This is a genomic window from Pirellulales bacterium (assembly GCA_019694435.1).
Lineage (GTDB): Bacteria > Planctomycetota > Planctomycetia > Pirellulales > JAEUIK01 > JAIBBZ01.
The window spans coordinates 41258-65249 of sequence record JAIBBZ010000021.1; the positions used below are offsets into that span (position 1 = coordinate 41258).

20 protein-coding genes are annotated in these 23992 nt (G+C 64.7%); 12 read left to right on the forward strand and 8 right to left on the reverse strand.

Annotated features, from left to right (window positions below):
* Window positions 1–6 precede the first annotated feature (6 nt).
* Both K1X74_15510 and K1X74_15515 read left to right on the forward strand, forming a co-directional pair.
* Window positions 7–963: a GNAT family N-acetyltransferase gene (locus K1X74_15510; protein MBX7167738.1), complete on the forward strand. Its 957-nt coding sequence runs from the start codon at window positions 7–9 to the stop codon at window positions 961–963.
* Between the two features lie 39 nt (window positions 964–1002).
* Entirely contained in the window at window positions 1003–1911 is a 909-nt protein-coding gene (locus K1X74_15515) for a sugar phosphate isomerase/epimerase (GenBank protein ID MBX7167739.1), read from the forward strand.
* Window positions 1912–1927: 16 nt separating this feature from the next.
* Here K1X74_15515 and K1X74_15520 read toward each other — a convergent pair whose 3' ends face one another.
* Genes K1X74_15520 through K1X74_15530 form a run of 3 tightly spaced genes read right to left on the reverse strand, consistent with a single transcriptional unit; the run spans window position 1928 to window position 4217 of the window.
* Complete coding sequence (locus K1X74_15520) at window positions 1928–2374, reverse strand: hypothetical protein (GenBank protein MBX7167740.1); 447 nt, start codon at window positions 2372–2374, stop codon at window positions 1928–1930.
* Entirely contained in the window at window positions 2364–3386 is a 1023-nt protein-coding gene (locus K1X74_15525) for a DUF1559 domain-containing protein (GenBank protein ID MBX7167741.1), read from the reverse strand. Before K1X74_15525 ends, K1X74_15520 begins: the two co-directional genes overlap by 11 nt.
* 6 nt (window positions 3387–3392) lie before the next feature.
* Entirely contained in the window at window positions 3393–4217 is an 825-nt protein-coding gene (locus K1X74_15530) for a hypothetical protein (protein ID MBX7167742.1), read from the reverse strand.
* 313 nt (window positions 4218–4530) lie between these two features.
* Between K1X74_15530 and K1X74_15535 the strand changes: the two genes are divergently transcribed.
* Together K1X74_15535 and K1X74_15540 are read left to right on the forward strand one after the other, a co-directional pair.
* Window positions 4531–5604: a helix-turn-helix domain-containing protein gene (locus tag K1X74_15535; GenBank protein ID MBX7167743.1), complete on the forward strand. Its 1074-nt coding sequence runs from the start codon at window positions 4531–4533 to the stop codon at window positions 5602–5604.
* Window positions 5601–6494 carry a substrate-binding domain-containing protein gene (locus K1X74_15540; GenBank protein MBX7167744.1) on the forward strand — a complete coding sequence of 298 codons (894 nt, stop codon included), beginning with the start codon at window positions 5601–5603 and terminating at the stop codon, window positions 6492–6494. Before K1X74_15535 ends, K1X74_15540 begins: the two co-directional genes overlap by 4 nt.
* A gap of 22 nt (window positions 6495–6516) precedes the next feature.
* Here the strand turns inward: K1X74_15540 and aat are convergent, their stop codons facing one another.
* Both aat and K1X74_15550 read right to left on the reverse strand, forming a co-directional pair.
* Complete coding sequence (gene aat, locus K1X74_15545; GenBank protein MBX7167745.1) at window positions 6517–7197, reverse strand: leucyl/phenylalanyl-tRNA--protein transferase; 681 nt, start codon at window positions 7195–7197, stop codon at window positions 6517–6519.
* The gene (locus tag K1X74_15550; protein ID MBX7167746.1) at window positions 7194–9461 is read right to left on the reverse strand and encodes an HTTM domain-containing protein; all 2268 of its coding nucleotides are present in this window, start codon (window positions 9459–9461) and stop codon (window positions 7194–7196) included. The genes aat and K1X74_15550 overlap by 4 nt, the downstream gene beginning before the upstream one ends.
* Before the next feature lie 95 nt (window positions 9462–9556).
* Here K1X74_15550 and K1X74_15555 point away from each other — a divergent pair, with 95 nt between their 5' ends.
* The 6 genes from K1X74_15555 to greA all read left to right on the forward strand — a co-directional run bounded on the left by K1X74_15555 (window position 9557) and on the right by greA (window position 17831).
* Window positions 9557–10699, forward strand: a complete 1143-nt coding sequence (locus K1X74_15555) for a trypsin-like peptidase domain-containing protein (protein ID MBX7167747.1) — start codon at window positions 9557–9559, stop codon at window positions 10697–10699.
* Window positions 10696–12288, forward strand: coding sequence for an arylsulfatase (locus tag K1X74_15560; protein MBX7167748.1), 1593 nt, complete (start codon window positions 10696–10698; stop codon window positions 12286–12288). Before K1X74_15555 ends, K1X74_15560 begins: the two co-directional genes overlap by 4 nt.
* Window positions 12289–12594: 306 nt before the next feature.
* Complete coding sequence (dnaG, locus tag K1X74_15565; protein MBX7167749.1) at window positions 12595–14460, forward strand: DNA primase; 1866 nt, start codon at window positions 12595–12597, stop codon at window positions 14458–14460.
* A 118-nt stretch (window positions 14461–14578) separates the two neighbouring features.
* A complete protein-coding gene (gene rpoD / locus K1X74_15570) occupies window positions 14579–16276 on the forward strand; it encodes an RNA polymerase sigma factor RpoD (protein MBX7167750.1) in 1698 nt (565 codons plus the stop codon).
* A 130-nt stretch (window positions 16277–16406) separates the two neighbouring features.
* Window positions 16407–17132, forward strand: coding sequence for a phospholipase (locus K1X74_15575; GenBank protein MBX7167751.1), 726 nt, complete (start codon window positions 16407–16409; stop codon window positions 17130–17132).
* A gap of 219 nt (window positions 17133–17351) precedes the next feature.
* Window positions 17352–17831, forward strand: coding sequence for a transcription elongation factor GreA (gene greA / locus K1X74_15580; GenBank protein ID MBX7167752.1), 480 nt, complete (start codon window positions 17352–17354; stop codon window positions 17829–17831).
* A gap of 24 nt (window positions 17832–17855) precedes the next feature.
* On the opposite strand, the gene K1X74_15585 is transcribed toward greA, so the two are convergent.
* Window positions 17856–19589: a hypothetical protein gene (locus K1X74_15585; protein MBX7167753.1), complete on the reverse strand. Its 1734-nt coding sequence runs from the start codon at window positions 19587–19589 to the stop codon at window positions 17856–17858.
* Between the two features lie 225 nt (window positions 19590–19814).
* On the opposite strand from K1X74_15585, the gene K1X74_15590 reads away from it, so the two are divergent.
* Window positions 19815–20642, forward strand: coding sequence for a heme-dependent peroxidase (locus K1X74_15590; protein ID MBX7167754.1), 828 nt, complete (start codon window positions 19815–19817; stop codon window positions 20640–20642).
* A 31-nt stretch (window positions 20643–20673) separates the two neighbouring features.
* Here K1X74_15590 and K1X74_15595 read toward each other — a convergent pair whose 3' ends face one another.
* A complete protein-coding gene (locus tag K1X74_15595; GenBank protein ID MBX7167755.1) occupies window positions 20674–21171 on the reverse strand; it encodes a DinB family protein in 498 nt (165 codons plus the stop codon).
* 28 nt (window positions 21172–21199) lie between these two features.
* A complete protein-coding gene (locus K1X74_15600) occupies window positions 21200–21967 on the reverse strand; it encodes a YdjY domain-containing protein (GenBank protein ID MBX7167756.1) in 768 nt (255 codons plus the stop codon).
* Between the two features lie 193 nt (window positions 21968–22160).
* Between K1X74_15600 and K1X74_15605 the strand changes: the two genes are divergently transcribed.
* Entirely contained in the window at window positions 22161–23990 is a 1830-nt protein-coding gene (locus tag K1X74_15605; protein ID MBX7167757.1) for a hypothetical protein, read from the forward strand.
* The last annotated feature ends 2 nt before the right edge of the window (window positions 23991–23992 follow it).

Sequence of the window (23992 nt, forward strand, 5' to 3'; positions counted from 1 at the left end):
ACCACCATGGACGAGCGCCTGGAGATTCGCGTTGCCGATGATGCCGACCGTGTGGCGGCCCTGCGCAATGCTTGGGAATTTTGGGGCCGGGGCCTGTCGCTCGAAGAATATGTCGAGCGCCGGTTGAAGAGTCCGTTGTACGGCAGTGCACGCCGCTACGTCGGACTGCGCACCGGCGAAGTGGTCGTCGCGCTGGCCGCCTACGATCGCTCGTTCTACTGGCATGGCCAGATCGTTCCGGGCATTGCGATCGGCTCGGTGCACACCCGGCCCGATTGTCGGGGCCAGGGCCATGCAGCCGCGCTGCTCGATCGCGTGGCCGTCATGGCCACGCAGCAGGGTGCCAAGCTGAGCGTGCTCTATTGCGATATCGCGCCCCAATACTACACGCGCCGCGGCTACTTGCTTTGCCCTGCCTGGCAGGGTACCTGCATGCTGCATCGGAGCTTCGATTCGACCGAGATTCGCGGCGGCTGGCGGCTGGTCGAGTTTTCGCCCGAAGAAGAGCTCGAACAGATGGCGCGGTTCTATGCGGCCGATCACGGTTCGCTGCCCTGGGCAATTGCACGGTCGCCGCAGTACTGGGAGTTCACGCTCGAGATGCGGCCGCTCGACGACTTCTTCTGGCTCGAAGGACCAGTCGGCCGCGTCGGTTACGCCCGGCTGGCCCGGCAAGAGAATCAATGGCATCTGGCCGATTGGGCGATCGCCACGGCGGACACCAGTATCGGTCGCGAGACCGCGGAAGAATCGCTGTATCGGCTGTTGATTCTCGAAGCGCAATTTCGCGGCTACACGCAGTGCGGGGGCTGGCTGCCGGGCACGAAGGCCGCGCAGGCCTTCTTCAAGCTGACGCCGCGGCGCGAAGAAATCACCATGGTCCGTCCGCTCGATCAGCAGTGCTGGTTTGACGACGCCACGCTGGCCGCGGCGGACCGCTTTTGTTATCTCGATCATGTTTGAGCGCACGGCAGAATTGCCCCGCGCCCAGGGAGAGCCCGCATGCAACTGGGATTCGTCACCGCGATCCTGCCCGAACTGAGCCTCGACGAAGTGCTCGCTTTCGCGGCTCGCGAGCAGTTCGATTCGGTCGAAGTCATGTGCTGGCCGGTCGGCAAGGCCGAGCGCAAGTATGCCGGCGTCACGCATATCGACGTGACCGACTTCACGCCCGCGCGCGCCGACGACATCAACGCCCTCTGCGCGCGTCACGGCGTCGCCATGTCCGGCTTGGGCTATTACCCGAACATCCTCTCGGCTGACCCGCAGGAAGGACAGGTCGCCGCGGCGCACCTCAAGCGAGTGATCCGCGCGGCGCAGTTGCTGGGGCTCAAGCACGTCAACACGTTCATCGGCGCCGACCATCGCCGCAACAGTGACGAGAACTTCGCCCGTTTCAGCGAGGTCTGGCCCGATTTGATCCGGTGCGCCGAGGATCACGACATCCGCATCGGCATCGAGAATTGCCCCATGCTGTTTACCTTCGACGAGTGGCCGGCCGGCAAGAACCTGGCCTACAGCCCGGCGATCTGGCGGCGGATGTTCGAGCGGATCCCGTCGGGCCACTTCGGGCTGAACTACGACCCTTCGCACCTGGTGTGGCAGATGATGGACTACATTCGGCCGATTTACGAATTCGGCCAGCGGATCTTACACGTCCACGCCAAGGACATGCGCGTCGAGCGCGATAAGCTGAACGACGCGGGGATCCTGGGACTCGGTTGGAGCACGCCGAAGATTCCGGGGTTGGGCGACATCGACTGGGCACGCTTCGTCTCGGCGCTGTCCGACGTCGGGTACCGAGGTGCGATTGCGGTCGAGGTCGAAGACGACGCCTTCCGCCCGGCGCTCGAAGACCGCCAGCGCTCGCTGCAATTGTCGCGGAATGTGCTGCGGCCGCTGGTCGTGTGAGCGCTCGCGGCGCCGGCTAGCGGGGTTCGTCAACGAGCACCTCGAGCGCAAAGTTCTGAGGTGCCGGCCCAACTTCGACCTGCAGAGGCGTCTGCTGCGCGTCGCCATAGCGCGCGGGAACGCGGCTGACAAAGGGGCTGATCTCCGTGGGCGCAACTTCGTTGCGCGGGCGGTTGTACAGCAGCAGGTCCTCGCAGACGACCCGGTGGCGGCCAACGACGGCGCCCGGCCGGCGGTCGTCGCAGCGGAGCGCGAAATGCCCCCGTTCGTCGGTCATGCCGCTGGAGCGCGGTCCGACGGTGCCGGCCGAGGCATCGGGCAGGAACTGCACCAGGATTCTTGCGGCCGGCTCGCCGGCGATCGTCAGAGTTCCGGTGACTTCGCCGAGCGGCACCGGCCGCGCGCAGCCGGCCAGGCCCGCCGCCGCCAGCACGAGCACGCCAGCCATCACGCTACCACGCATCGGATGTTTCCTTTCCCCAACGCGTCGAAAGAGCCTGCAGCGTCAGCAGCGCGACGCCGTCTGCCAGGAATCGCGCAGAGCCATCGGCGTATGCAAAGTTTGCGCCGCGCGGGTGTTCGCTGCCAAAGGCGCAGCAGCGTAAGTCGACATAGTACTGGAGTTTCTGCGTATCGGTTGCCGGCGGGACCGCGGTTGCCCGATTGCCGAAACCGAACGGCAATCGATAGTTGAGCGGGGCATGGCTACTCAGGGTGATATGACCGATCGATTTACGGCCGCCGGACGGGGCCCACCAGCCCCAACTCGACAGCCGGTCGATCCAGCCGGCCTCGCCGAATGACTCGTAGTTCGGATCGAAGTGGCTGCGCTCGCCGAACAGCAAGGTATTTGCAGCCCCGTCCTCAACGTCGGCCAGGCGAATGCCGCGCTGCTTCTTGCTCGGTTCTGCGGCTTCGCCGGTGGTGTGAAAGATGCCGTCGGCCGTGGCAAACTCGGGAAAATATGAGCGTCGCCCGCCGCTGCCGCCATAGCTGGTGAGGGCGTAATGCCAGCCCTGATTGGTCGTCACCGGATTTCGCGGCAACACATCCGACGGACATAACAGCCAGGGCAGAATTTGGGCCGTGGCCGCGGCATCGCCGCCGGTGGTGTTCTTGAGCGGGTCCTGGTAGTTCCACTGCTGCTGGCGCGCGGATTGCTCGATATACGGCAACAATTCCACGAACAATCCCACGCCGCGGTGCACGGGCGGCTGCAGGAAATAGCGCTGGTCGAGACCGGACGGAAAGGAACCCCGCGCGTCGTGCCGTCGAATCGCCGCCACGGCGAGTTGGCGGAGATTGTTCTGGCACTGGGTGCGCCGGCCGGCTTCGCGCGCTGCTTGAACGGCAGGCAGCGCAATCGCAGCGAGCGCGGCCACGATCCCGATCACAATCAACAACTCGACCAGCGTGAACGCGGAAGGCCGAGTCGTCAGGTGATCCCGATTGTTCGTGCCGGCTCGCTGCCGCATCGCACGTCACCTCGAACCGGCGCCGCGCCGCCGGGCCACTGCCAGGCAGCCGGTCAGGAGCGCACTCAGGGCGAGGCATACGCCGGTTGGCTCGGGCACGACCGTGTAGGTGATTTCCAGCAAGGGCGGCACGTCGGAGCCATTGCCGTTGAGACGCTTGGCCGTCTGGCCGCTCGTCTCGACGCCCTTGATCAACCAGCCAAAGTTGGTGACGGGGTTATCGAGCCAGTCTTGCACGTCGGCGACCATTTGCGGATTCAGCGCGCCGAGCCAGGCCACGGGCTGCAAGGGACCCAGGTCGTCGTTGATCACCGTCGTCGCGCTCGGCGTCGATACGAAGTCGCCCCCGGGCGTGCTCCAAGCCGGGCTCGCGCCGGGATTGGCGGTATTGTAGAAGCGATAGAACCACGTCGCGTCGTTGTCCGTGGCCGCAGCGCTTTGTCCGCCGGCCTGGAACGAAGTGCCTTCGCCCCAGCTATTGGTCAGCCGGTGCAAGGTCGTTGCGCGGTCACCGTTGAGCCCTTGCACGTCGCGCATGCGTAGATCGACTCCGGTAATCACCGCGCCGGCCGGAATGCTGGCGGTCGACAGGTCCCAATAGATCAGCCCGCGGCGGATGCTGATCGTGGCCGGCCCTTGGCCATCCTGGTTGGTGCGCCCCGAGATGACATCGCCCAGGGCGTTGCTCAGTTGTGGGTCGGTGATGAGCTGGCGCTGGATGAGGGTGTTGTCGTGAGTGGGGGTGAGCGAGATGGTCGTCGCAGAGAGTGGGGCCGCCGCCGTGCAGTAACCCAACAAGACGAAACAACGAAACGAACGGTACAAGTGCATGCCGGACTCCCAAGCAGCAAATTGGTGGGTAGCAGCGGCCCGCCGCGCTACCCACCGGGTTCAGCGCCGCGACCGCCGGCAGGAGGTGTTGCGAGACGCTGCCCCGTGGGCCAAATGCCGACGGGCAACGACGTGGATTCGGGGCACGAGCGGTACCTCGGCGGTGTACGAGGGAGGATGGGGATGGCGGGGGCAAAAGGTCAGAAAAGTGTCATAAGAAGACATAAAAATGTCAATAGGCTAGACGTGGCTTTGCTTTGGACTAATAAAATACTTGCAAATCGTGCCTTTTGTGGGATACGGTGGCAGGATCATGACGCCATCATTTCAGAATCATGTTCGCGCGTTTCGCGAGGCCCGGCAGTGGTCCCAGGCCGATCTGGCGACCCGGGTGGGCATTTCGCGCACCGGTCTGGGCGCGATCGAGGCCGGGCGGCTGGTGCCCTCGACGGCGACGGCGCTCGCCTTGGCCCAGGCGCTCGCGTGCCGTGTGGAGGACCTGTTCAGTCTGGCAGCCGAGGGCGAAGCCACGCTGCGCTGGGCCATCCCGCCGCGGCAGCAGCCCGTACGGTTCTGGCAAGCGCGGGTAGGGTCGCGCTGGCTGGCCTATCCGAGCGATGCGGTGGCCGACTTTCCGGTCTGGCAGGATGGCGTGTTCCGCGGTGGCCGCTTCGAACACTCGGGCCTGGCGGCCGCCGAAGCGGCGCTGGGCGACAAGACGCTGGTGGTTGCCAGTTGCGACCCGGCAGCGGGATTGCTGGCGAGCGAATACGTCGCGCAAACGCCGTTTCGACTGCTAGTCGTGCGGCGCTCCAGCCGCGAGGCACTGCGATTGCTGGCCGATGGTCTCGTGCATGCCGCCGGCGTCCATCTGGGTCGCGCCGGCGAGCACGGCAATGCAGCCGTGTGCAGGGAGATGCTCGGTCCTGAGTACATGCTGATGCGCATGGCACGCTGGCAAGAAGGATTGGCCCTGTCCCCGGGCGTCAAAGCACGGTCGCTGGGCGGCGTGGTCCGCTCGCGGGCACGGTGGATCGGCCGCGAAGCCGGTTCGGGCGCACGCGTCTGCCTCGACGAGCTGCTCGGAGATGCCCCGCCGCCCCGCCGCATCGCCCACGACCACCGCGGAGTGGCTACGGCGATTCGCGACAATTGGGCCGACGTCGGCGTGTGCCTGCGCTTGGCGTGCGAGGAATATGGTCTGAGCTTTTTGCCGGTGCGCGAGGAGGACTACGACCTGTGCATCGCCAGCCAGGCTCTCGGCGATCCGCGCATCGAAGCGCTCGTGCGCGTTGTCCGATCGGCCGCCTACCGACGGCACTTGGGCGAACTGCCGGGTTACGATTCGTCGGCGACGGGAGAACTCGAGGATTGCGCCAAGTCATGAAGCCGGCCGAACATTCCAGGACGATCGTGCTGGCCTTGTTGTTGGCCACCGGCGGCGCGGCGCGCGGTGCTGCCGCCGGGGAGCCGCCGCCAGCGCCGGCTGAATCCGTCGAGGCAGCAGCCGCGCCGGCCATTCGCTGCGCCGTGATCGGAGGTATGACCGAGACGGGGTTCTGGGACGCCGTCGCCGATCGATTTACACGAGCCACGGGCCTGCATACGGTGCTCGTGGCAACGGGGCCCAAGCACGTGTTGCTGCCAAGCTTTGCCCGAGGCGAGTGCGATCTCGTCACGATGCACGCCTGCGACGCGATGATCAATCTCGTGGCCGACGGCCTGGGTGAGGACCCGCAGCCCTGGCTGAGGAACGACTTGCTGCTGGTCGGTCCCGAGGCCGATCCGGCCGGCGTCCGCGGTTCGCACGACGTTGTGGCCGCACTGGCCCGGATCATCGCGGGGCAGCACACGCTGCTGGTGCATCGCAGTCTCGGTGCGCAAGAAGTCTTGCACGACTTGCTCAGCGTCGACGAGCTGGAGCTGGACCCCGAGCACACGGTGATTATCGCGGCCGACCGGCATCGGCAATTGTTGCAACGCGCCGAGCGTGAAAACGCTTATACGCTCGTGGGGCGGATCCCGTTCCTCAACGGCAAGATTCCCGCGGCCACCTTGCAGATCATGGTCCAGGGCGACCCGCGGATGCGCCGACCGTATCTGGTCGTCGTCACAACGCCCCAACGCACGACGCCGGAACGATACGCGGCCGCCAAACGCTTGGCGGCATTTCTGCGCTCGCCCGAGACGCAGGCCTGGATTGCCGAATACGGCAAGGGCGAGATCGACGATCGGCCGCTGTTCTTTCCCGTCGAGATCGGCCACGCGGCGAAATGATCGCTGCCGCGTGCGTTGAAGGTCAGGGCTCCGCGTCGGGATCGAACGGTTCCCAGCTCGGGCGCAGGCGCTGGGCCTCGGCGAGCCGGCGGAGGTATTCCGCGCGCGGAATTTCGTGTGCACCCAGCCGCGCCGTGTGCGGTGTGAGCTGCTGGATGTCGAGCAACCGGTAACCGCGCCGACGGAGATGGCCGACCAGGTGGGCCAAAGCTACCTTCGAGGCATCACGCACACGGTAGAACATCGACTCGGCCGAAAACGCACCGCCGATGCTGACACCATACGTCCCGCCGGCGAGTCGTCCTTCGGACCAGACCTCGACGCTGTGCGCCTGGCCGGCCGCGTGCAGTTGTTGGTACGCCCGACGCATGGCTGGGGTCAGCCACGTCGCTCCCCGGCGGCCGCACTCGGTTGCACAACCAAGCATGACCTCGCCGAACGCTTGATCCGAAGTGACGACCAGGCGGCGCTGGCGTAGCGTCCGGCGCAGGCTGCGGGAAATGTGGAACCGGTCGAACTCGATGACGGCCCGCGGATCGGGCGACCACCAGGCCAGGATGCGCTCGTCATAGGGCCAGGGAAAAATGCCGTGGCGATATGCGTCGAGCAGCCACTCGACGCTCAATTCGCCGCCCACGGCCAAGAGTCCCTCGGCGGTGCTGGTCGCGACCGGTGGAAAGTATTTCGGATCGGAAAGGCTCATGGACGGCTGGCCACGGGCGCCGACGACGTTGCCTGAGCCGGCGGCTCTCCGTCGAGCGGCAAAATCCAGGGATTGTGGCCCCACGACCGCCAGGTCACGGCGGCCAGGTCGACCGTCGGGTCGACGAGCAACTGCATGCGATGCTGATTGATGCCGACATAGTCGGTCACGTAGATCTGCGGATAGCTGCCCATGCGCGCCTGCCACAACTGCGCGATGCGCTTGACATAGGGCTCGAGCATGCAGGGATACTGTTGGAGCGTATCGACCTTGAAGCGGGGCAAGTCGCGGGCAGGATTCCAGTAGAACACGGTGCGGCCGTCACGACCGAGCGTCGGCACGATTTCGGGCAGCGCTTGCCAGTCGACGAGCGAGGCGCGTTGCACGTCGGCCACGACGACCGCCACGCCCTGCGGCGGCCTCCAGCTTGCCCTGTCGATCGTGACGAATCCCTGGCGCGAGGCCTGTTGAAGATTGGGATCGACCAGCGAGAAGAACGGGCCTGGCATGTGCAGCGCGCCGTCAAACGCCAGGGGATCGAGGTGCGAGAGCACCTCGCGCAGCGGACCGGCGAGCGGGGGAATCTGCAGCAGTCGGTACATCGCGGCCTTGATGCGTCCAACATGATTCGTGGCCGTGCGCTCATCGAGCGTTCCGGCTTGCAGCTCCTGCGCGAGTTGCGCGGCCTCGTCCAATTGCGCTCCGAGCTCGCGCGGGACAGATGTTTCGCTGAGCAGATGACGCGCTGCCCGCAGCGCTGCGGTGAGCGAAATGGTCGGTGCGAGCTCGCCCCGGCTGCCGAACACGGCGCCGGCCAGGCTCGCTGCACGCGTGCGTGCCGTGGCTTCGTCGCGCGGCTGCTGCCGACCGCTGTAGGGGTTATAGACGATGCGTTCGCCGACGAAGGATTGGAACAAGACCACGATCTCGGGCAGGCTGTTCCAGGCGACGCGCCGCGCGTCGACGTCTCGATAGAGCGTGTGTGGCGCAGGCAGGCGGCTCCAGGAGATGCGCACGTTGCCCTGTGCATCCTGCGCGCCGTGGGCGGGATCGACCAGCGTGATCCAGAACGGCCCCGAACGCTTGGCGGCAGTTTTCATGCGCCAACTGAAGCGGTCCGCCTCGCTGGTCCAGGCGGCGTCGCCCGGGATGAAGTAGTGCCGTAACGGGACGATCGCCTGCACCGTAAACCACAGCACAATCAACGGCAGCGTGAGCCGGGACAGCCGACGGGGCGCCGTTTCGCCGCGCGACGTGGGCGAAATACTCCACCCCAACGCGGCGCCGACGCCCGGCAACAGCAGCGCCCCACCGAGCAGCCAGCGCCAATCGGGCCGCGGCCAGGCTCGCGTCGCGAACCAACGAGCCACGCGCGAAGGCCAATCGGGCTCGAGAAAGATGGTGGTCAGCGAGAGCGCCATCACGGGAAACCACTCGATGTCGTCGAACAGGATAAAGTGGTTCAGCCCATGAAAGATGGCGGTCAAGACCAGCCCGAGGATTCGCGTCCGCCGCACGAGCAGCAATCCGCCGACGGCCAGGTCGAAGATCAGACCGATGTAGGCGATTGCAAAAGCGACGGCCGGCTGGGCGATCGCCGCATGCAATTGCGCCAAGGCCGGTGGGTCGAGCAGCCCGGCAAACGGTTCGACGACATGCGGCAATCGCAAGAGCGTCTGCACCGGTTCGGCATGCAGCAACCAATCACGGCTCAGCTTCGCGACGCCGCCAAAGAAGTAGACGACGAACAACTGGCCGCGCAGTACGGCGATCGGCCAGAACGGAATGACCCCGTCGCCGGACGCGGCCAGGCTGTACCGCGCCGCCATGGGCATGCAGGCCGCCAGCAGGAGCAGCAGACTCAACAGGTAGTAGTGGTTGTTGTATCGCGTCGCGTCGAGCAGCCAGACGTAGGTCCAAAGCACGCTGCCGAGCAAGGCGCATTTGCGAGCGTGCCAGCCGAGTGCCAACGCCAGCCCGGCCAGCGTCATCACCGCGACCCACGCGTTCAGCGCCGTCGCGCCCAGTTGGGGCAACCAGCCGCAGCCCTGGTACGGCACATTCCAGCCGACATGGGGGCCCGTATAGATCTGACGCAGGAGATTGCCCTCGGCGTGGGGCCACAACAACGTTGCGCCTTCGAGCGCCAGGACGGTGCCGAGGATCATCCGGAACACACCCAAGGACTCGCCCGACACCGACGTCCGCAGGACGGCGGTCCATTGCGACCAGCGCGAGGCACGAAGAGCGGCCGGAGCGTTCAAGCGAATTTGAGCCGGGAAGGATGGCCGGTGCGGTTCGACAAAGGCCCTATAATAACCGCGACATCCCTTCCGCGACGAAAAGCAGGAGCTACTTCATGGAGACGACCGCCAGCCAACCGGGATTTCGTCGCACGTACCTGGTCTGGATCTTGCTGGGGCTGCTGCTGGCACTGATCCTGCCCAACCTAGTCGAGCGGATCCGGTACTCGGCTGCGCGCGGCGAGCAGCGCGGGCAGATCGAGTCGGCCCGGCAGCAATTGGCGAAGCTGGCCGACACCTCGGAGGCCTTTCGGCTGGTCGCGCAAAGCGTGGGGCCCTGCGTGGTCCATATCAACACCACCACGCTCTACCAGCGCGGCAATCCGTACTGGTCGGGTGAAGGGCGCCAGCGCGTTTACGCGGCCCAGGGCCAAGGCTCCGGCGTAATCGTCGACCCGGCCGGGTATGTGGTGACGAACAACCATGTGGTCGAGAACGCCTCGCGGATCGAGGTGCTGCTCAGCGACGGCCGGACGATTGGCGACGTGCAGCTCGTCGGGGCCGATCCGCTAAGCGACCTGGCCGTGGTCAAAATCGATGCCGACCAACTGCCGACGGCCCCCTGGGGGGACAGCGACAAGATCGCCGTGGGCGACTGGGTGCTGGCCGTAGGAAATCCGTATGGCCTCGATCGCAGCGTGACGGCGGGAATCATCAGCGCCACGGGACGCCGCGTGCATGGCGGTTCACGACCGCTCGACTTTCTGCAGACCGATGCGGCCGTCAATCCCGGCAACAGCGGCGGCCCGCTGGTCAACTTGCGCGGCGAAGTCATCGGGATCACGACGGCCATCGTCGGGCCGGCCTACCAGGGCATCAGCTTTGCAATCCCCAGCAACTACGCCCGCGACGTGTATGACCGGCTACGCAAGGGCACCGTCCTCGCGCGCGGGTGGCTGGGCGTGGCGCTCGATCGGCTCTCGCCCGACGTGGCCATGCAAATGGGCTTGAATTCGACGCGGGGAGCGTTGGTGTCGCAGGTCGAGCCGGGCTCGCCCGCGGCCAAGGCCGGGATCGAAACAGGCGACGTCATTCGGTCCTGGGACGGCGAGCCGATCGACGAGCCGGACGACCTGATTCTGCTGGTCGGCCAGACCGAGATCGGCAAGGCCGTCGAAGCGCGCTTGCTGAGGTTCGGTCGCGAACTTACGGTCCGGGTCACGGTTGAAGAGCGACAGCGCAGAAAAGCCGAACGATGATGCACCTAGAATTGAGCCTTGCCGGTATGGTCATGCGCCGGATGGCAATCGCTTGCGCCCGGCTCGGCGTCGCAGGGATGTGGCTGGCGAGTCTCCCGGCCGTGGCCGCGAGTCTTGCGCCTGCGCGCCCCAACATCGTGATGATCCTGGCCGACGACCTCGGTTATGGCGACCTGCACTGCTACAACCCGGATCGTGGGAAGATTCCGACCCCGCATCTCGATCGGCTGGCGGCCTCGGGCATGCGTTTCACCGATGCGCATTCATCAAGCGCCTGCTGCTCGCCTTCGCGCTATGCACTGTTGACGGGGCGCTACCATTGGCGGACGCGGCTGCAAGCCGGCATTTGCGAGCTTTGGGAAAGGCCGTTGATCGCGCGCGAGCGATTGACGATCGGCAAGCTCGCGCAGCAACACGGCTATCGCACCGCCTGCATCGGCAAGTGGCATCTGGGCGAGGACTGGGGCATTGCCGACGATCAGGCCAGGTTTTTTCGGCGTGAGGGCAGCGAACCGCCGCCGCTGACCCCGGAGCGATTGTCGGCCTGGCGCGCGGTGTTCGGGCGCCCGTTGCGCGATGGCCCCACGACGCGCGGCTTCGACGAGTATTTCGGCACGATCGTACCGAATTGGCCGCCGTATGCGTTTGTCGAGGGCGACCGCGTGCAAGGTCTGCCGAGCACGTACCTGCCGGCCGATCTCGTGGGCCATCACCTGGCCAGCTTCAACGGTCCGGCCTTGCCTGGCTGGCAACTTGCCGGCGTCTTGCCCGCGCTGCGCGACCGGGCGATCGATTTCATTCGTCGCCAGGCACAGCCCCAGCAGCCGTTCTTGCTCTACCTGCCGTTGACGACGCCCCACACGCCGCTGGCCGTCAATCCGCCCTGGTCAGGGCGCAGCGGGCTCGGGCTGCCGGTGGCCGATTTGATCATGGAAACCGACGACGTCGTGGGACAGGTGTTGGCAGCGCTCGACGAGCATGGCGCCAGTGAAAACACGTTGGTGCTGTTCACGAGCGACAATGGGTTTGCCGCCTATGTCGGCGCCGCACAACTCGAGGCCCAAGGCCATTACCCCAGCGGACCGTTGCGCGGCTACAAGCGCGATGCCTACGAAGGCGGTCACCGCGTCCCGTTTGTGGTCCGCTGGCCAGGACACGTTGCCCCGGGCAGCATTTGCGATCAACTCGTGCACCAGGCCGACTGGATGGCTACGCTGGCCGAAATCCTTGGCGCGAAGTTGCCCGACGACGCGGCCGAGGACAGCTTCAGCATGTTGCCGCTGTTCGCAGCCGTTCGCGGTGCCGTGCGCGAGCACGCAGTGAGCTGCGCCTCGGACGGCACGATGTCGGTGCGGCAAGGCACTTGGAAGCTGATTCAAGCAAGCGAACCCGAGCTCTATGACCTGGCCACCGATCTGGGCGAACAACACAATCTGGCCGCCGCGCAGCCCGAACGTGTCGTCGAGCTGCAGGCACTGCTCGAAGGATTGATTCTCCAAGGCCGCAGCACGCCCGGTCCGCGGCAGACGAACGATGTCGAAGTCCGCCGCTTTCCGCGCCAGACCGCGAAGAACAAGAAGTCGGGATAAGCGCATTTCGCATGAATCGCGGGCTCTTGGCAGTCGCGATCAAGGGACTATTGCCCATACGGTTTCGGCACGCTCTTTGCTCTGGGGAGTCTAGGTGCTCGCGGTGGCCGCTCCGATTCCTTGACCCTTGTGCGCAGCGACTTTTATAATCGCGCGCAGCCGACCGACGGTGGAGTCTTTTCGCGGCCCCGATCGGGGCATCACAGGCGGTGCCGACCGGGCGGAGTGAGGCAGGTACGTCGGTTTCTCGCGAGCTGTGTCGCGCGCTGCGCGATTTCGGTCTTCGATTCGCTAGTGGGGGAGCGGATGCCGCCGCAAGACTCTTTCGCCGCTAAAGAGCGCATCCGCCAGGCCGTCGACATCGTCGAGCTGGTCGGTCGCTACATTCCCCTGCGCCGCGAGGGACGCATGTTCAAGGGCCTGTGCCCCTGGCATGACGACTCGCGCCCCAGCCTGACCGTTAACCCGGACCGGCAATCGTATCGCTGCTGGGTCTGTAACATCGGCGGCGACGCGTTCAGTTTCTTGATGCAGATCGAGGGCATCGAGTTTCCCGAGGCCTTGACCCGCCTCGCCGAGCAGACGGGCATCGCGCTGGACAGCCGGGTCCAGGTGGCCGGTCCGAGCGTCGCCACGAGCGAGAAAGAACGCTTGCTGGCCGTCATGGCCTGGGCCGAGCAGCAGTATCACAACCTGCTGCTGACCGCGCCGGAGGCCGAAGTGGCCCGGCGCTATCTCGACGATCGCGGCATTTCGGACGAAAGCATTCGCCGATTCCATTTGGGGTTTGCCCCGCCACGCTGGGACTGGCTGTTGGGCCGTGCGCAGGCCGCGGGCCACACGCCCGCGACGCTCGAGGCTGCGGGGCTGGCAAGCCCCCGACAGAACGGCAGCGGCCATTACGACCGTTTCCGCGGCCGGGTCCTATTCTCGATCCGCAACATGCAAAAACGCCCCGTCGGGTTAGGGGGACGAGTGCTCCCCGGGCTCGACGATAGCAACCCGGCCAAGTACATCAATTCGCCCGAGACCCCGCTGTTCTCGAAAAGTCATTTGCTGTACGGCCTGGATATTGCACGCGAGGCGATCTCTCGCTCGAAAAAGGCTGTCGTGGTCGAGGGTTACACCGACTGCATCATGGCCCACCAGTGCGGCCACGAGAACGTCGTGGCCGTGCTGGGCACGGCGCTGGGGCCGTCGCATGTCCGACTGTTGCGCGGACTGGCCGACCAGGTGGTGCTCGTGCTGGATGGTGATGAGGCCGGGCGGCGCCGGGCCAACGAGATTCTCGAGCTGTTCGTAGCCGAGCCGATCGACTTGCGGATATTGACCTTGCCCGAAAATGCCGATCCATGCGAATTTCTTCTGGCCAGGGGGTCGGAGGCATTTGCAACTCTGCTGCACGAAGCCGCCGACGCCCTCGAACACAAGCTGTCGGTCGCCATCGCGGGATTGGATGCCCGCAGCGGCCTGCACGCGCGACATCAGGCTGCGGAGGACGTCTTGGGCACGTTGGCCAAGGTCCCGGTGTTACCGGCGCATGAGGCGTCGGGAAGCCGGTTGCGTGAAGACCAGGTGCTGCGCCGGCTGGCCCGTTACAGCGACGTGGCCGAAGATCGGCTGCGCGGCCGATTGGCCGTCTTGCGACGCACAGTGCGGCAGCCCAAGATAGACGCCGGTTTGCGAGCCGCGGCGGCTGTTGGAGAGACCGGCGCCGCGACGAGCGCACCGCTCGATCCTTGGCAGCGCGAGCTAGTCGAGATCCTGCTGCAGCGGCCCGACTGGCTCGACGAGGCCCGCAGCACGATCCAGCCCGGCGAGTTGTCCGCGGACGCGAGCGGCTCCGTATACCAGCGGATGTGCGAGCTGGCCGATGCAGGGATCACGCCGACGTTCGATCGGCTCCTGTTGGCCTTCGACCAGCCGCAGTGGAAAGCATTGATCGTCGAACTCGACGAGCACAGCCGCGAAAACTCCGACGTGGATCGCGCCGGAGCCTGGCGGACGTTGCTCGATCGATATCGTCAGCGGAAATTCGCCGAGCAACATCGTGCAGAGACCGCCGTGCTGCGCGAACGGAAGCTCGACGAGGATGAGGAGAAGGAGTTACTGCGACAGATTGTTGAACGCGAACGCAGCCGGCGGCGCCCGTCTTTGCCCACGGAAGGGTGAAGTCGCCGTCCGGCCCACACGGAGCCGCCGACCCGGGGACGCGCGAGCGTCGGGTCGGAGTAACGGCTCTGCGTCCATCGACCCATGCGGCGCACCCGCAGCGCAGGAGGAATGACAGGTGGATTTTTCGGACAAGGAATTTCAAGAACTGGTCGCCCGCGGCAAATCTCAAGGAGGGTATTTGACGTTCGACCAGGTCAACGAGCACCTGCCCGACGACGCTGTCGACCCGGACAAGCTCGATGCCCTGATGTTGGCCTTGGATGAGCAGGGGATCGAGTTGGTCAGCGAGCCGGCCGAGCTGGTCGACGGCGAAGTCGAAGAGCAAGAGCCCCGGCCGATCGAGGCCGCGGCCGACGAGGCCGAACACGATGCCGGGGAAGACGCGCCCAGCGAGGACGGCTCGCGGAGCCACGTCATCGCCGACGAATCGCGCTGGAACGAAGATCCGGTGCGGATGTACCTCACGCAGATGGCCGAGATCCCGCTCCTGTCGCGCGATCTGGAAATCAGCCTGGCGAAAAAAATTGAGGTCACCCGCCGGCGGTTCCGTCGCACGGTGCTGGGGTGCCATTTGGCGCTGCAGGCAACCTACGAGCAATTGGTCAAAGTGCACGAGGGGGCCCTGCCCTTCGACCGCACGATCAAGGTCTCGCTGACCGAGCACCTGACCAAGGAACAGATTCAGGCGCGGATGCCGCACAATCTGCGGACGCTCGAGCACCTGATGGCGCAGAACGTCAAGGACTTCCGCGAAATGGTCAGCCACAAGGCGACGCCGGCCCAGCGCCGTGCGGCGCACCAGCGGCTGGTCCGCGGCCGGCGCAAGGCACTGGTCCTCGTCGAAGAGCTCAGTCTGCGTACTCGACGGGTGCAACCGCTGATGAAGCGCCTCGAGCAGGTCTCGGCCGAAATGGCCAAGCTGCAGAAGCGCATCGCCGCGCTGCGCGGCGACGCCTCGGCCAAGGACGAGCGTGCCAACCTGTATCGCCAGTTCCGCGATCTGCTGCTGATGACGCTCGAAACGCCCAACAGCCTGAAACGGCGTTGCGAACGCATGCAGGAAGAGTTCCGCGCCTATGAAAAGGCCAAACGCGAACTCTCCGGCGGCAACCTCCGGCTGGTGGTGTCGATCGCCAAGAAATATCGCAACCGCGGCCTCAGCTTCCTCGACCTGATTCAGGAAGGAAACACGGGCCTGATGCGGGCGGTCGACAAGTACGAGTATCGCCGCGGATTCAAGTTTTCGACGTATGCCACGTGGTGGATTCGTCAGGCCATTACTCGGGCCATCGCCGACCAGGCGCGGACGATTCGCATTCCGGTGCACATGATCGAGGTGCTCTCGAAGCTGCGCAACGTGTCGAAGAACCTGTTGCAGCAACTGGGGCGCGAGCCCACGACCGAAGAGACCGCGGCCGCGGCCGAGATGAACGTCGAGGAAGCTCGCCGCGTGTTGAGCATCGGCCGGCACCCGGTGAGCCTCGATCGCCCCGTGGGCGAAAGCGAGGATAGCTCGTTCGGCGAGTTCATCGAAGACACCGCGACGCAGAGCCCGCTGAGCACGGCCGCGCACGGCATGCTCCGCGACCGGATCGAGAACCTGCTCAAGACGCTGACGTATCGCGAGCGGGAAATCATTCGGCTGCGTTACGGTCTGGGCGACGGCTATACCTACACGCTCGAAGAGGTGGGCCGGATTTTCCGCGTCACGCGGGAACGCGTCCGCCAGATCGAGGCCAAGGCCGTGCGCAAACTGCAGCACCCGGTGCGCAGCAAGCAACTGGAGGGCTTCCTCGAAGGCATCGCGAGTTAGCCACGTTCAGCGGAATAGTGTTTGCCGTCCGCGTAGGCCGCCGCCGGTGCTCCGAGCGGCGGCCTTTTTTTGGTATACTTCCGTGCTTGGCACCTTTGCACCCGCCCGCCGCCCCCCACCGGAACCCTTCATGAACGCGATGCTCGAATCCCTGCGTGAGATCCATCGCATCCACCGTCAATTGAGTGATCTGCGCGACCGCCTGGAACGTGGCCCCCGGCAGATCAAGGCCCACGAGGGCAACGTCACTCGGCTGTCGGCCGCGGTCGACGACGTCCATGCCCAGGCCAAGGCCGCGAAGGTCCTGGCCGATCAGAAGCAACTACAACTCCGCACCGCCGAAAACAAAATCAAGGAACTCGAAGACAAGCTCAATCAGGCCACGAGCAACCGCGAATACCAGGTGCTGAAGGACCAGATCGCAGCCGACAAGATGGCCTGCAGCGTGCTGTCCGACGAGATCATCGAGGCCCTGGAAAAGATCGACGGTTTCAAGCCGCTGGTGGCCGAGGCCGAGGCCAACCGCAAAAAAGCCCAGGAAGAACTCGCCAAGGCCAGCGAGGCCGTGCGCCAGCAAGTGGCGCTGGTTCAAGGCGACGTCCAACGGCTCGAAGGCGAGCTGGCCGAGGCCGAAAAGTCGCTGCCCGACGACGTCCGGGATGCGTATCAGCGCGTCGTCAAATCGAAGGGCGCTGATGCCATGGCGGCCGTCGAAGGCGACGTCTGCGGCGGTTGCTATCAGCAGCTCACCCCGAACAACCACAACGCCTTGCGGATGGGCAAGCTCGTGTTTTGCTTGAGCTGCGGGCGGTTGCTGTACCTCCCCGAAGGCGTCGAGGGCAAGCCGGGGCGTTAGCTTCAACGGTTCTGGCCAGCGGCTCGCTCGGCATTTCGTGGGCCGGCGCGGTGGGTCCAGCGCGTCGATTTCCGCGCACGGTGCCAGATGGCGAGTCGAACGGCGCCACCCTCCAAGTCCCGGGGGCCGCTCTTTACATGCCGGCAATGAACCGGTCACAATAGACCCGTCGGCCCCGTCGAACGAAGGGCCGATTTTTTTGTTGGTGGGAGCCCAGACATGTCCGACATGATCCCCATGACGCGTACCGGCTACGCGAAACTCAAGGCCGAGCTGGATCACTTGGAAGGCGTCGAGATGCCGGCCGTGACGCGCCGGGTGGCCGACGCCCGCGCCGAGGGCGACCTCAGCGAAAACGCCGAGTATCACGGTGCCCGCGAGTCGCAGGGCATGCTGCAGGCCAAGATCAACCTGCTCAAGGACAAGCTCTCGCGAGCCCAGCTGGTCGACATGTCCACGCTCCCGAAGGACCAGGTGACCTTCGGCATGACCGTCGTGCTCAAGGACCTCGACTTTGGCGACGAGGAGATCTACACCCTGGTCGGCGCAGGCGAAGAGGATTACGACGCGGGGAAGATCAACATCACCAGCCCGCTGGCCCAAGGACTCGTCGGCCACAAGGTGGGCGACAAGGTCGAAATCCCCGTTCCGGCCGGCAAGATGCGGTTCCAAATCGTCGAGATGCGGTTCGAGGAATGATGTCTACCACAGTCCTGTCAAGCATCAAGCCATCGCATCTGTCTCGGGAAAATCCCAGTCGTTGTCAAAGTTGATCGGGGGAATCTCGCTCGAAAACTCTCCATTTGCACGAGCTTCCGTTGGCAGAGTGTCGAACACGCATTCGCGGTACCAATCAAAGTACTTGTTCTCATCCATGCAGAACATCATCGCAATAGAGGACGGTGCATTGGGATCGCGAAACGCGAGAAGTAACGTGCCCATCGGAACCTCCGGTTTCGCGCCGTTCCATGGGCCGCGATAGACATAAGACGGCGGGTGATCTGGGTGAGCCGTAACCGGGTAACCAAAGCTCTCCGCGAACTTTTCGATGACGGACTCGAGACGCGTATCTTTCCCGATCTCGCCGGCAGGCAACTTGGTTGACAGCACTAGGGCGAAGTCAATCTTAATTCCGACTTTCAGATGCAATGCATCGTGGCCGCGCAGCTCGCACGCCATCAGCACTGCTGTCGAATCTGGATACCATTTCAGTCGGAAGTAGACCCCCAAACCTTCGGGATCTAAAGGCAGTGATTGATCCGGGAACTGGGCGGTTTCGGCGAGACGTTGCTCCCTGTAGCCAAGCTCCTTCCTGAATAGCTGGACAAGGTTTGTGCTGTAGCAGTACTGGCACGTCCCAAATTCTGGCGGAAAGTGGGGCCTCTTGCCACAACGATCAAGGATCACTTGTGTCCATGCCTTGGGGAGTATGGTTGGATTGCGCAGGTACATGAATGGAGCGTCTCGCGATCCGCGATGGTGGCCAAGCCTTACACCACGATGTAGTCGACCGGCAAATCCCACGCCGCAGAAGTCGTATAGCGGCATACTCTCAAAGCGCGCCCAGACTTCGTCGGCTTCCGCACGAGGCAGAGGCTCTGACAACTCCGTGGCCAAGCGGTGCGCGCCAGCAGAAATAAGGTCAGCGTCAATGTAGCGCGAGGTGGCTAGCCAGGATATGGGATCCTGTGCAGGATGAGCCTTGGCCAGGACGACGCTTGGGCGCGGAGCGCTTACAGCCAAGACTCCATCGACGAACCCGATTCGGGTCTCCACGAGTGCGATCTCGTCACCGGTATGCTTTGAGTGACAAATCAGAAAGAGCGTGACAGGCTGATAAAAGTCGCCGTCGGCATTCTGATACAAATAGTAGAAGACGCCGCCAACGCCAATGCTTTCGAGCCGTGCAATTTCAAACCCTGTTGCGGCTTCCGTAAGTCCAAGGCAGTAATAAGCCGGTGCAATTTCCGGCGGACAATCATTGTGACCACGGCCAACCGGCAGGTGCTCCGTAAGGGTGGTATCGACTATTTGATAATAGTGGTCCAGGTGCTGTTTGCCTGATCCGAAGGACTGAAAGTCTTCACATTGAGTCAGACTATGGTCACTCGAAACCAACTGATAAAGGATTGATTGACCGGACGCGCGTGAAGCAATCAAGAGGGCGAATGGCTCCTGGTCAAATTCAAAAAACGGGAAGTCGTTCACAAGTGCCAGGAACGACGCCCATTTGTCGGCCACGTCAGCGCAGAGTTCGCTTCTTCGTCTGGCCTCGTGTACGAAAGCACGGATTCCCCAGAACGAACCTGAAGCTGCGTAGATCGCGCCAGGAAACAGAATTCCAGATTTCAGCGCGCTGTTGACACCGAAGGACTCCGGGCCGTCGCCAACTGTTGCGCGCAAATCTGCAATCAACGACGTAACGCCATGCCGCTTCATCCCGACGATGTACGTCATAGATGATTCCTTCGCCGTCTGGAGTGAGTAGTTGCGGAATACTACGCACGTTAGGCGCTGGGGGGAACAATCGGCTTCGTGCGCGTGGCCGAGGTAAAGAACGAAGCCGGAGGCTTAACGGGTGGGTAGCAAGATTGGGGCAAGAATCCGGGGGCATGGGTTGGCGGATTGCGGGGTTGGGTTAATACTGCATTGCTTGGGCAATCCTGGGTTTGGAATCGAACTATGACGACCGACAGCGCCGCCGAGGTCTCGCTCCGCCCTGAAGAGGGCTGGCACTGCACGCATGCCTATTACCGGTTCGATCGTGGTGCGTTGCAGGACTTGGGCCCTGCTGAGCGCGCCGCGGGCCGCGACGAATGGGCCACGATCCTCGACCCTGCCGTCGCCGGCGGACCCGTCCGGCTGCAGACGTCGATCGTCTCGGGGCACAAGGCCGATTTCGGCCTGATGATCCTCGATCCCGACCCGCTGAAGGTGCAAACCGTTCACCAGCGTTTACTGGCCAGCCGGCTGGGGCCCGCGTTGGTCCCGATGTATTCGTTCGTTTCGCTGACCGAGGTCTCCGAGTACGTACCCACGGTCGAGCAGTTCTCGAACAAGCTGGCCGAAGAGGGCGAGGACCCGGCGAGCCCGGCGTTTCAGGCCCGGGTCAAGGCCTATGCGGCACGCGAAGACGCCATGCGGCGGCAGCGTCTCGAGCCCGAGTTGCCCCCCTGGCCGAGCACGTGCTTCTACCCGATGAACAAGAAGCGCAAGGTGGGCGAAAACTGGTTCTTGCTCCCCTTCGACGAACGCAGCCGGCTGATGGCCGAGCACGGCCGCACGGGCATGACCTTCGGCGGCAAGGTGACGCAACTGATCACCGTCGGCATCGGCCTGGAAGACTGGGAGTGGGGCGTCACGCTGTGGGCCCGCAACCCGGGCTTCTTGAAGGACATCGTCTACCGGATGCGGTTCGACGAGGCGAGTGCCCGGTATGCCGAGTTCGGGCCGTTCTATACGAGCTACGTGACGACACCCGCGCGGATGCTCGAATTCTGCGGCGTGTAGGTCTGCCGTTCGTAGCTTGCGGCAGGCCAGCTTACGACCCGACCTCGAGCTGGTAGAGTCGCTTGAGCGTCTGGATTTGTCCGGCGTGGTAAACGTCGTGCAGCGCGATGCTGCGGACGAGCCCGGCAAAGTTCCACCGTCCGCTTTTGCGCTTCACCAGGTCGGCGTCGCTCAGCGACAAGACCGTCTCGCGCAACGCGCGATGCTGCTGGTCGAGCAGCTTCCGTTCGCGCTTCCAGGCGCGGGCGTCGGCCCCCTGGGGCCGCTCGAACCAGTTGGTGCCCGGCAGGCTGAACGAACCGCGTTTTTCGCCAAGAAGCCGCCGCCGGACGACGTATTTCCAATAGGCGGCGTGCAGTGCGATTTCCCAGATATTGTGCTTCGCGTCGTGCGGCCTCCATATGGCCTCGTCAAATTCGACGCCGCGCAGCGAACCGCGCAGGTTCGGCCCATGCCAAGCCCGCCGGTCGTACGACTCGTCGAGCAATTGAATCAGGGCATCGCGCTGCAGGCTCGCAGTTTTTGGCATTGGCCCGAGTCGTCCCAGGGCAAGACCGTCAGGGCTTGGAAGGGGCCGATGCCTGCGTTTTCGACCGCTTGGGCGCAAGCATGATTCCGACCTCGGTGCCCTCGGGCGGGATCCGGTCGGTGAAGGCGTCGAACATCAACTGCTCGTTGGCCTGCGAGCTTTGGATGGGCACGTCAAGCACGGCGCTGGGAAAGTTCGCCACACAGATCAAGTCGCCGTCCTCGCCGAGGTAATGCCGCTGCTTGCGCTCGGCGTCTTCCCAGAACCCGCTGCCGGCAAACACGAACGGCTGCTTCATCGCGGCTTGGGCCTGCACGTCGCGAATCCATTCCTGGGCACGCGCCGACCGCCGGCGCTTGGTCGCCGCATCGGTCCAGGACACCGTGACTTCGATTTCCGTGCCGCGCGGTGGCTTATACTCGGGCACGAACTCGACTGGGCCTCCGGCCGTGGCGCCGATCGCCAGCAGGCCCGCGTGAACGATGTAGGCCTCGGTCTTGACTGCCACGATCGCCTCGTGTTCCTTCGTTCCGGTCAAGCAGGCGAACAACTCGAGCGGCCCCTCGCGGAGCACGACCTTGCCGATCATCCAGAGCTGCTTCTTTTCGCCGGAGATCCAAACGTCGGCCTGCGGTGAAAGCCGCTTGTAGCCGGGGGGATCGGGCCGCTGCGACGGAGCGTTTGCGGGGGCCGACGCTCCGGGCTGGCCTTCGAGCGCTGCCGGGTCCTGGGCCCAACCGGTCGAGGCTCCTAACGCGGCGACAAGCATGGCAACACTGCTGCGCAAGTCGATCATCGAATGCAGTCCCCAAAAATCCAGCCCGAGCGGCGACGGTGCTGCCCGGGGAAACGCTCACGGGGGCAGAAATCGTCTGACCCACTTGTTAGGATACCCCGTTCCGCCAGCCCGTCACAACGAGAACCGTGCTGGGCTGATACTCTCCGATGGAACGCAGATCGACATGGCGATGAGGATCCCCACGAGCGGAATGGTTTCACCGCTGACACGTCCCGCAGGGCTCGTGACGGGCAGGCACGACTGGCACAAATCGGCGCCGCAAAAAATTGCCGCGGCGGGCGACTGGTCGGCTGATAGCACGGGTTGGCGGGCCTGGGCCAAATATCTTTCGCGTCGCGAGACGCCGCGGCAGCTCTGGCGGTTGATCGACGACGAGCAAAGCCCGCTCTTGTGGGCCGCTCCGTTGACGGCCGACGAACAGCCCACGGCCGAGCTGGTTCAGTGGCTCTATCGGCTGTCTTGTGGGCGCTCGCGTGCGCCGGAAACGCTGTCTGCGCAGATCGAGGCCTGGTTGCACGGCGCGACGGAAAGCGTGTTCGACGTGGCCGAGGCGTTGCAGATCCTGGCCTGGGTCCATGCCTTGCCCTCGTTGGCTACGCGAACCGCCGCCGGCACCTGGTGGAAGATGCTGCACCACTTCCATCAAGTGGCAACCACGGCAACCGGACTGGAGCTGAACGGCCATCCGCTCGTCCATCAGCTACTTGCGGGTGAGCTGCCATTGACTCTGGCCTACACGCTGCCCGAGCTGAACTCGTGCCGCGGGCTGATCGATTCGGCCCGGGCCGCATTGACCGACGGTTGCGACCGGCTGCTCGACGGTGACGGCATGCTGCACGGCGACAGCCTGGCGCAATTCCGTCCGCTGCTGGCCTGTTGGACCCGCGCCATGGCCCTGGGCGAGACGCTCAAGGGGGGCGCTTTCAGCGCAGCCACGGCCGAGCGGTTTCCACGGCTCGTACGTCAGGCGCTGCGCTTGGCGCGCCGCGACGGTGCACAACCGCTGGCTCGCGGCGAGGCCTCGGCCTGGTGCCCGGGCCTGTTTCGGGCCGCGGTGAAGATCGACGGTACCAAGACGACCCGGGCCATCGCGACGGCCGTGCTGCGACCGCAGCAGCAACGGCAAATTCTCGAGCGCCCCTGCTCGTCGACGAGCGCCACGCGCCTCGAAAAGCTCGCCCCGTTTGTGCATTCGAGCTGGTCGCGGCTGGCGGTGTTGCGTCCGCGCTGGAGCACCAAGCGCGAAATGCTGGTGTGCAACTATGCGAGCCCGCGCCTGGAAATCGAGTTGAATCTGGGCGCGTCGGTGTTCTGGTCGGGCAGTTGGGGCTACGACGTGCAGATCGACGGGCGGACGCTCCGGTCGCAGGGCAACTGGCGGCTGCTGCACGCCGCGCGCGGCGAAGAGGCCGATCAGCTCGAGCTCGAGATCGATCTGGCCGACGGCGTAACGCTGCGGCGGCAGGCCGTATTGACGCACAAGGACCGTCTGCTGCTGATCGCCGATGCCGTGTTGGCACCGCAGAACTGCCGGATCGATTACGTGGGCACTTTGCCGCTTTCGACGGCGGCTCGGTTCGAGCCGGCGCAAGACACGCGCGAAGGTGTGCTCCATTGCGGCCGCCAGGCTGCCCTGGTGTTGCCCTTGGCCCTGCCCGAATGGCGGCGCGATCCGCGCAGCGGGCAACTCGGCGCGTCGGCGGGCCAGTTGGAATTGCGGCAACAGACCGTGGGCCGCAGCTTGTATGCGCCGTTGCTGGTCTCGCTCGACGCGCAAACCATGCGGCAGCCGGTCACCTGGCGACAATTGACCGTGGCCGAAGACCGCCAAATTCGCTCGGCCGACACGGCCGTCGGCTATCGAGCCCAGATCGGGCAGCGGCAATGGGTGGTCTATCGGTCGCTCGGTGCGCTCGGCCAACGGACGGTGTTGGGCATACACCTGAATAGCGAGTTTCTGTTGGCCCGGTTTTCGCGCCGCGGTAAGTTTCATCCGTTGCTGCAGACCGAGGCCGGCTAGCG

Bases quoted from the DNA above. Each gene is read 5' to 3' on its own strand.
- dnaG (MBX7167749.1), top strand. From the start codon at position 12,595: ATGCCGCCGCAAGACTCTTTCGCCGCTAAAGAGCGCATCCGCCAGGCC.
- K1X74_15515 (MBX7167739.1), top strand. From the start codon at position 1,003: ATGCAACTGGGATTCGTCACCGCGATCCTGCCCGAACTGAGCCTCGAC.
- K1X74_15605 (MBX7167757.1), top strand. From the start codon at position 22,161: ATGGTTTCACCGCTGACACGTCCCGCAGGGCTCGTGACGGGCAGGCAC.
- K1X74_15525 (MBX7167741.1), bottom strand. From the start codon at position 3,386: ATGCGGCAGCGAGCCGGCACGAACAATCGGGATCACCTGACGACTCGG.
- K1X74_15560 (MBX7167748.1), top strand. From the start codon at position 10,696: ATGATGCACCTAGAATTGAGCCTTGCCGGTATGGTCATGCGCCGGATG.
- K1X74_15540 (MBX7167744.1), top strand. From the start codon at position 5,601: ATGAAGCCGGCCGAACATTCCAGGACGATCGTGCTGGCCTTGTTGTTG.
- K1X74_15590 (MBX7167754.1), top strand. From the start codon at position 19,815: ATGACGACCGACAGCGCCGCCGAGGTCTCGCTCCGCCCTGAAGAGGGC.
- K1X74_15600 (MBX7167756.1), bottom strand. From the start codon at position 21,967: ATGATCGACTTGCGCAGCAGTGTTGCCATGCTTGTCGCCGCGTTAGGA.
- K1X74_15555 (MBX7167747.1), top strand. From the start codon at position 9,557: ATGGAGACGACCGCCAGCCAACCGGGATTTCGTCGCACGTACCTGGTC.
- K1X74_15595 (MBX7167755.1), bottom strand. From the start codon at position 21,171: ATGCCAAAAACTGCGAGCCTGCAGCGCGATGCCCTGATTCAATTGCTC.
- K1X74_15575 (MBX7167751.1), top strand. From the start codon at position 16,407: ATGAACGCGATGCTCGAATCCCTGCGTGAGATCCATCGCATCCACCGT.
- K1X74_15530 (MBX7167742.1), bottom strand. From the start codon at position 4,217: ATGCACTTGTACCGTTCGTTTCGTTGTTTCGTCTTGTTGGGTTACTGC.
- K1X74_15510 (MBX7167738.1), top strand. From the start codon at position 7: ATGGACGAGCGCCTGGAGATTCGCGTTGCCGATGATGCCGACCGTGTG.
- K1X74_15585 (MBX7167753.1), bottom strand. From the start codon at position 19,589: ATGACGTACATCGTCGGGATGAAGCGGCATGGCGTTACGTCGTTGATT.
- K1X74_15535 (MBX7167743.1), top strand. From the start codon at position 4,531: ATGACGCCATCATTTCAGAATCATGTTCGCGCGTTTCGCGAGGCCCGG.
- K1X74_15520 (MBX7167740.1), bottom strand. From the start codon at position 2,374: ATGCGTGGTAGCGTGATGGCTGGCGTGCTCGTGCTGGCGGCGGCGGGC.
- greA (MBX7167752.1), top strand. From the start codon at position 17,352: ATGTCCGACATGATCCCCATGACGCGTACCGGCTACGCGAAACTCAAG.
- aat (MBX7167745.1), bottom strand. From the start codon at position 7,197: ATGAGCCTTTCCGATCCGAAATACTTTCCACCGGTCGCGACCAGCACC.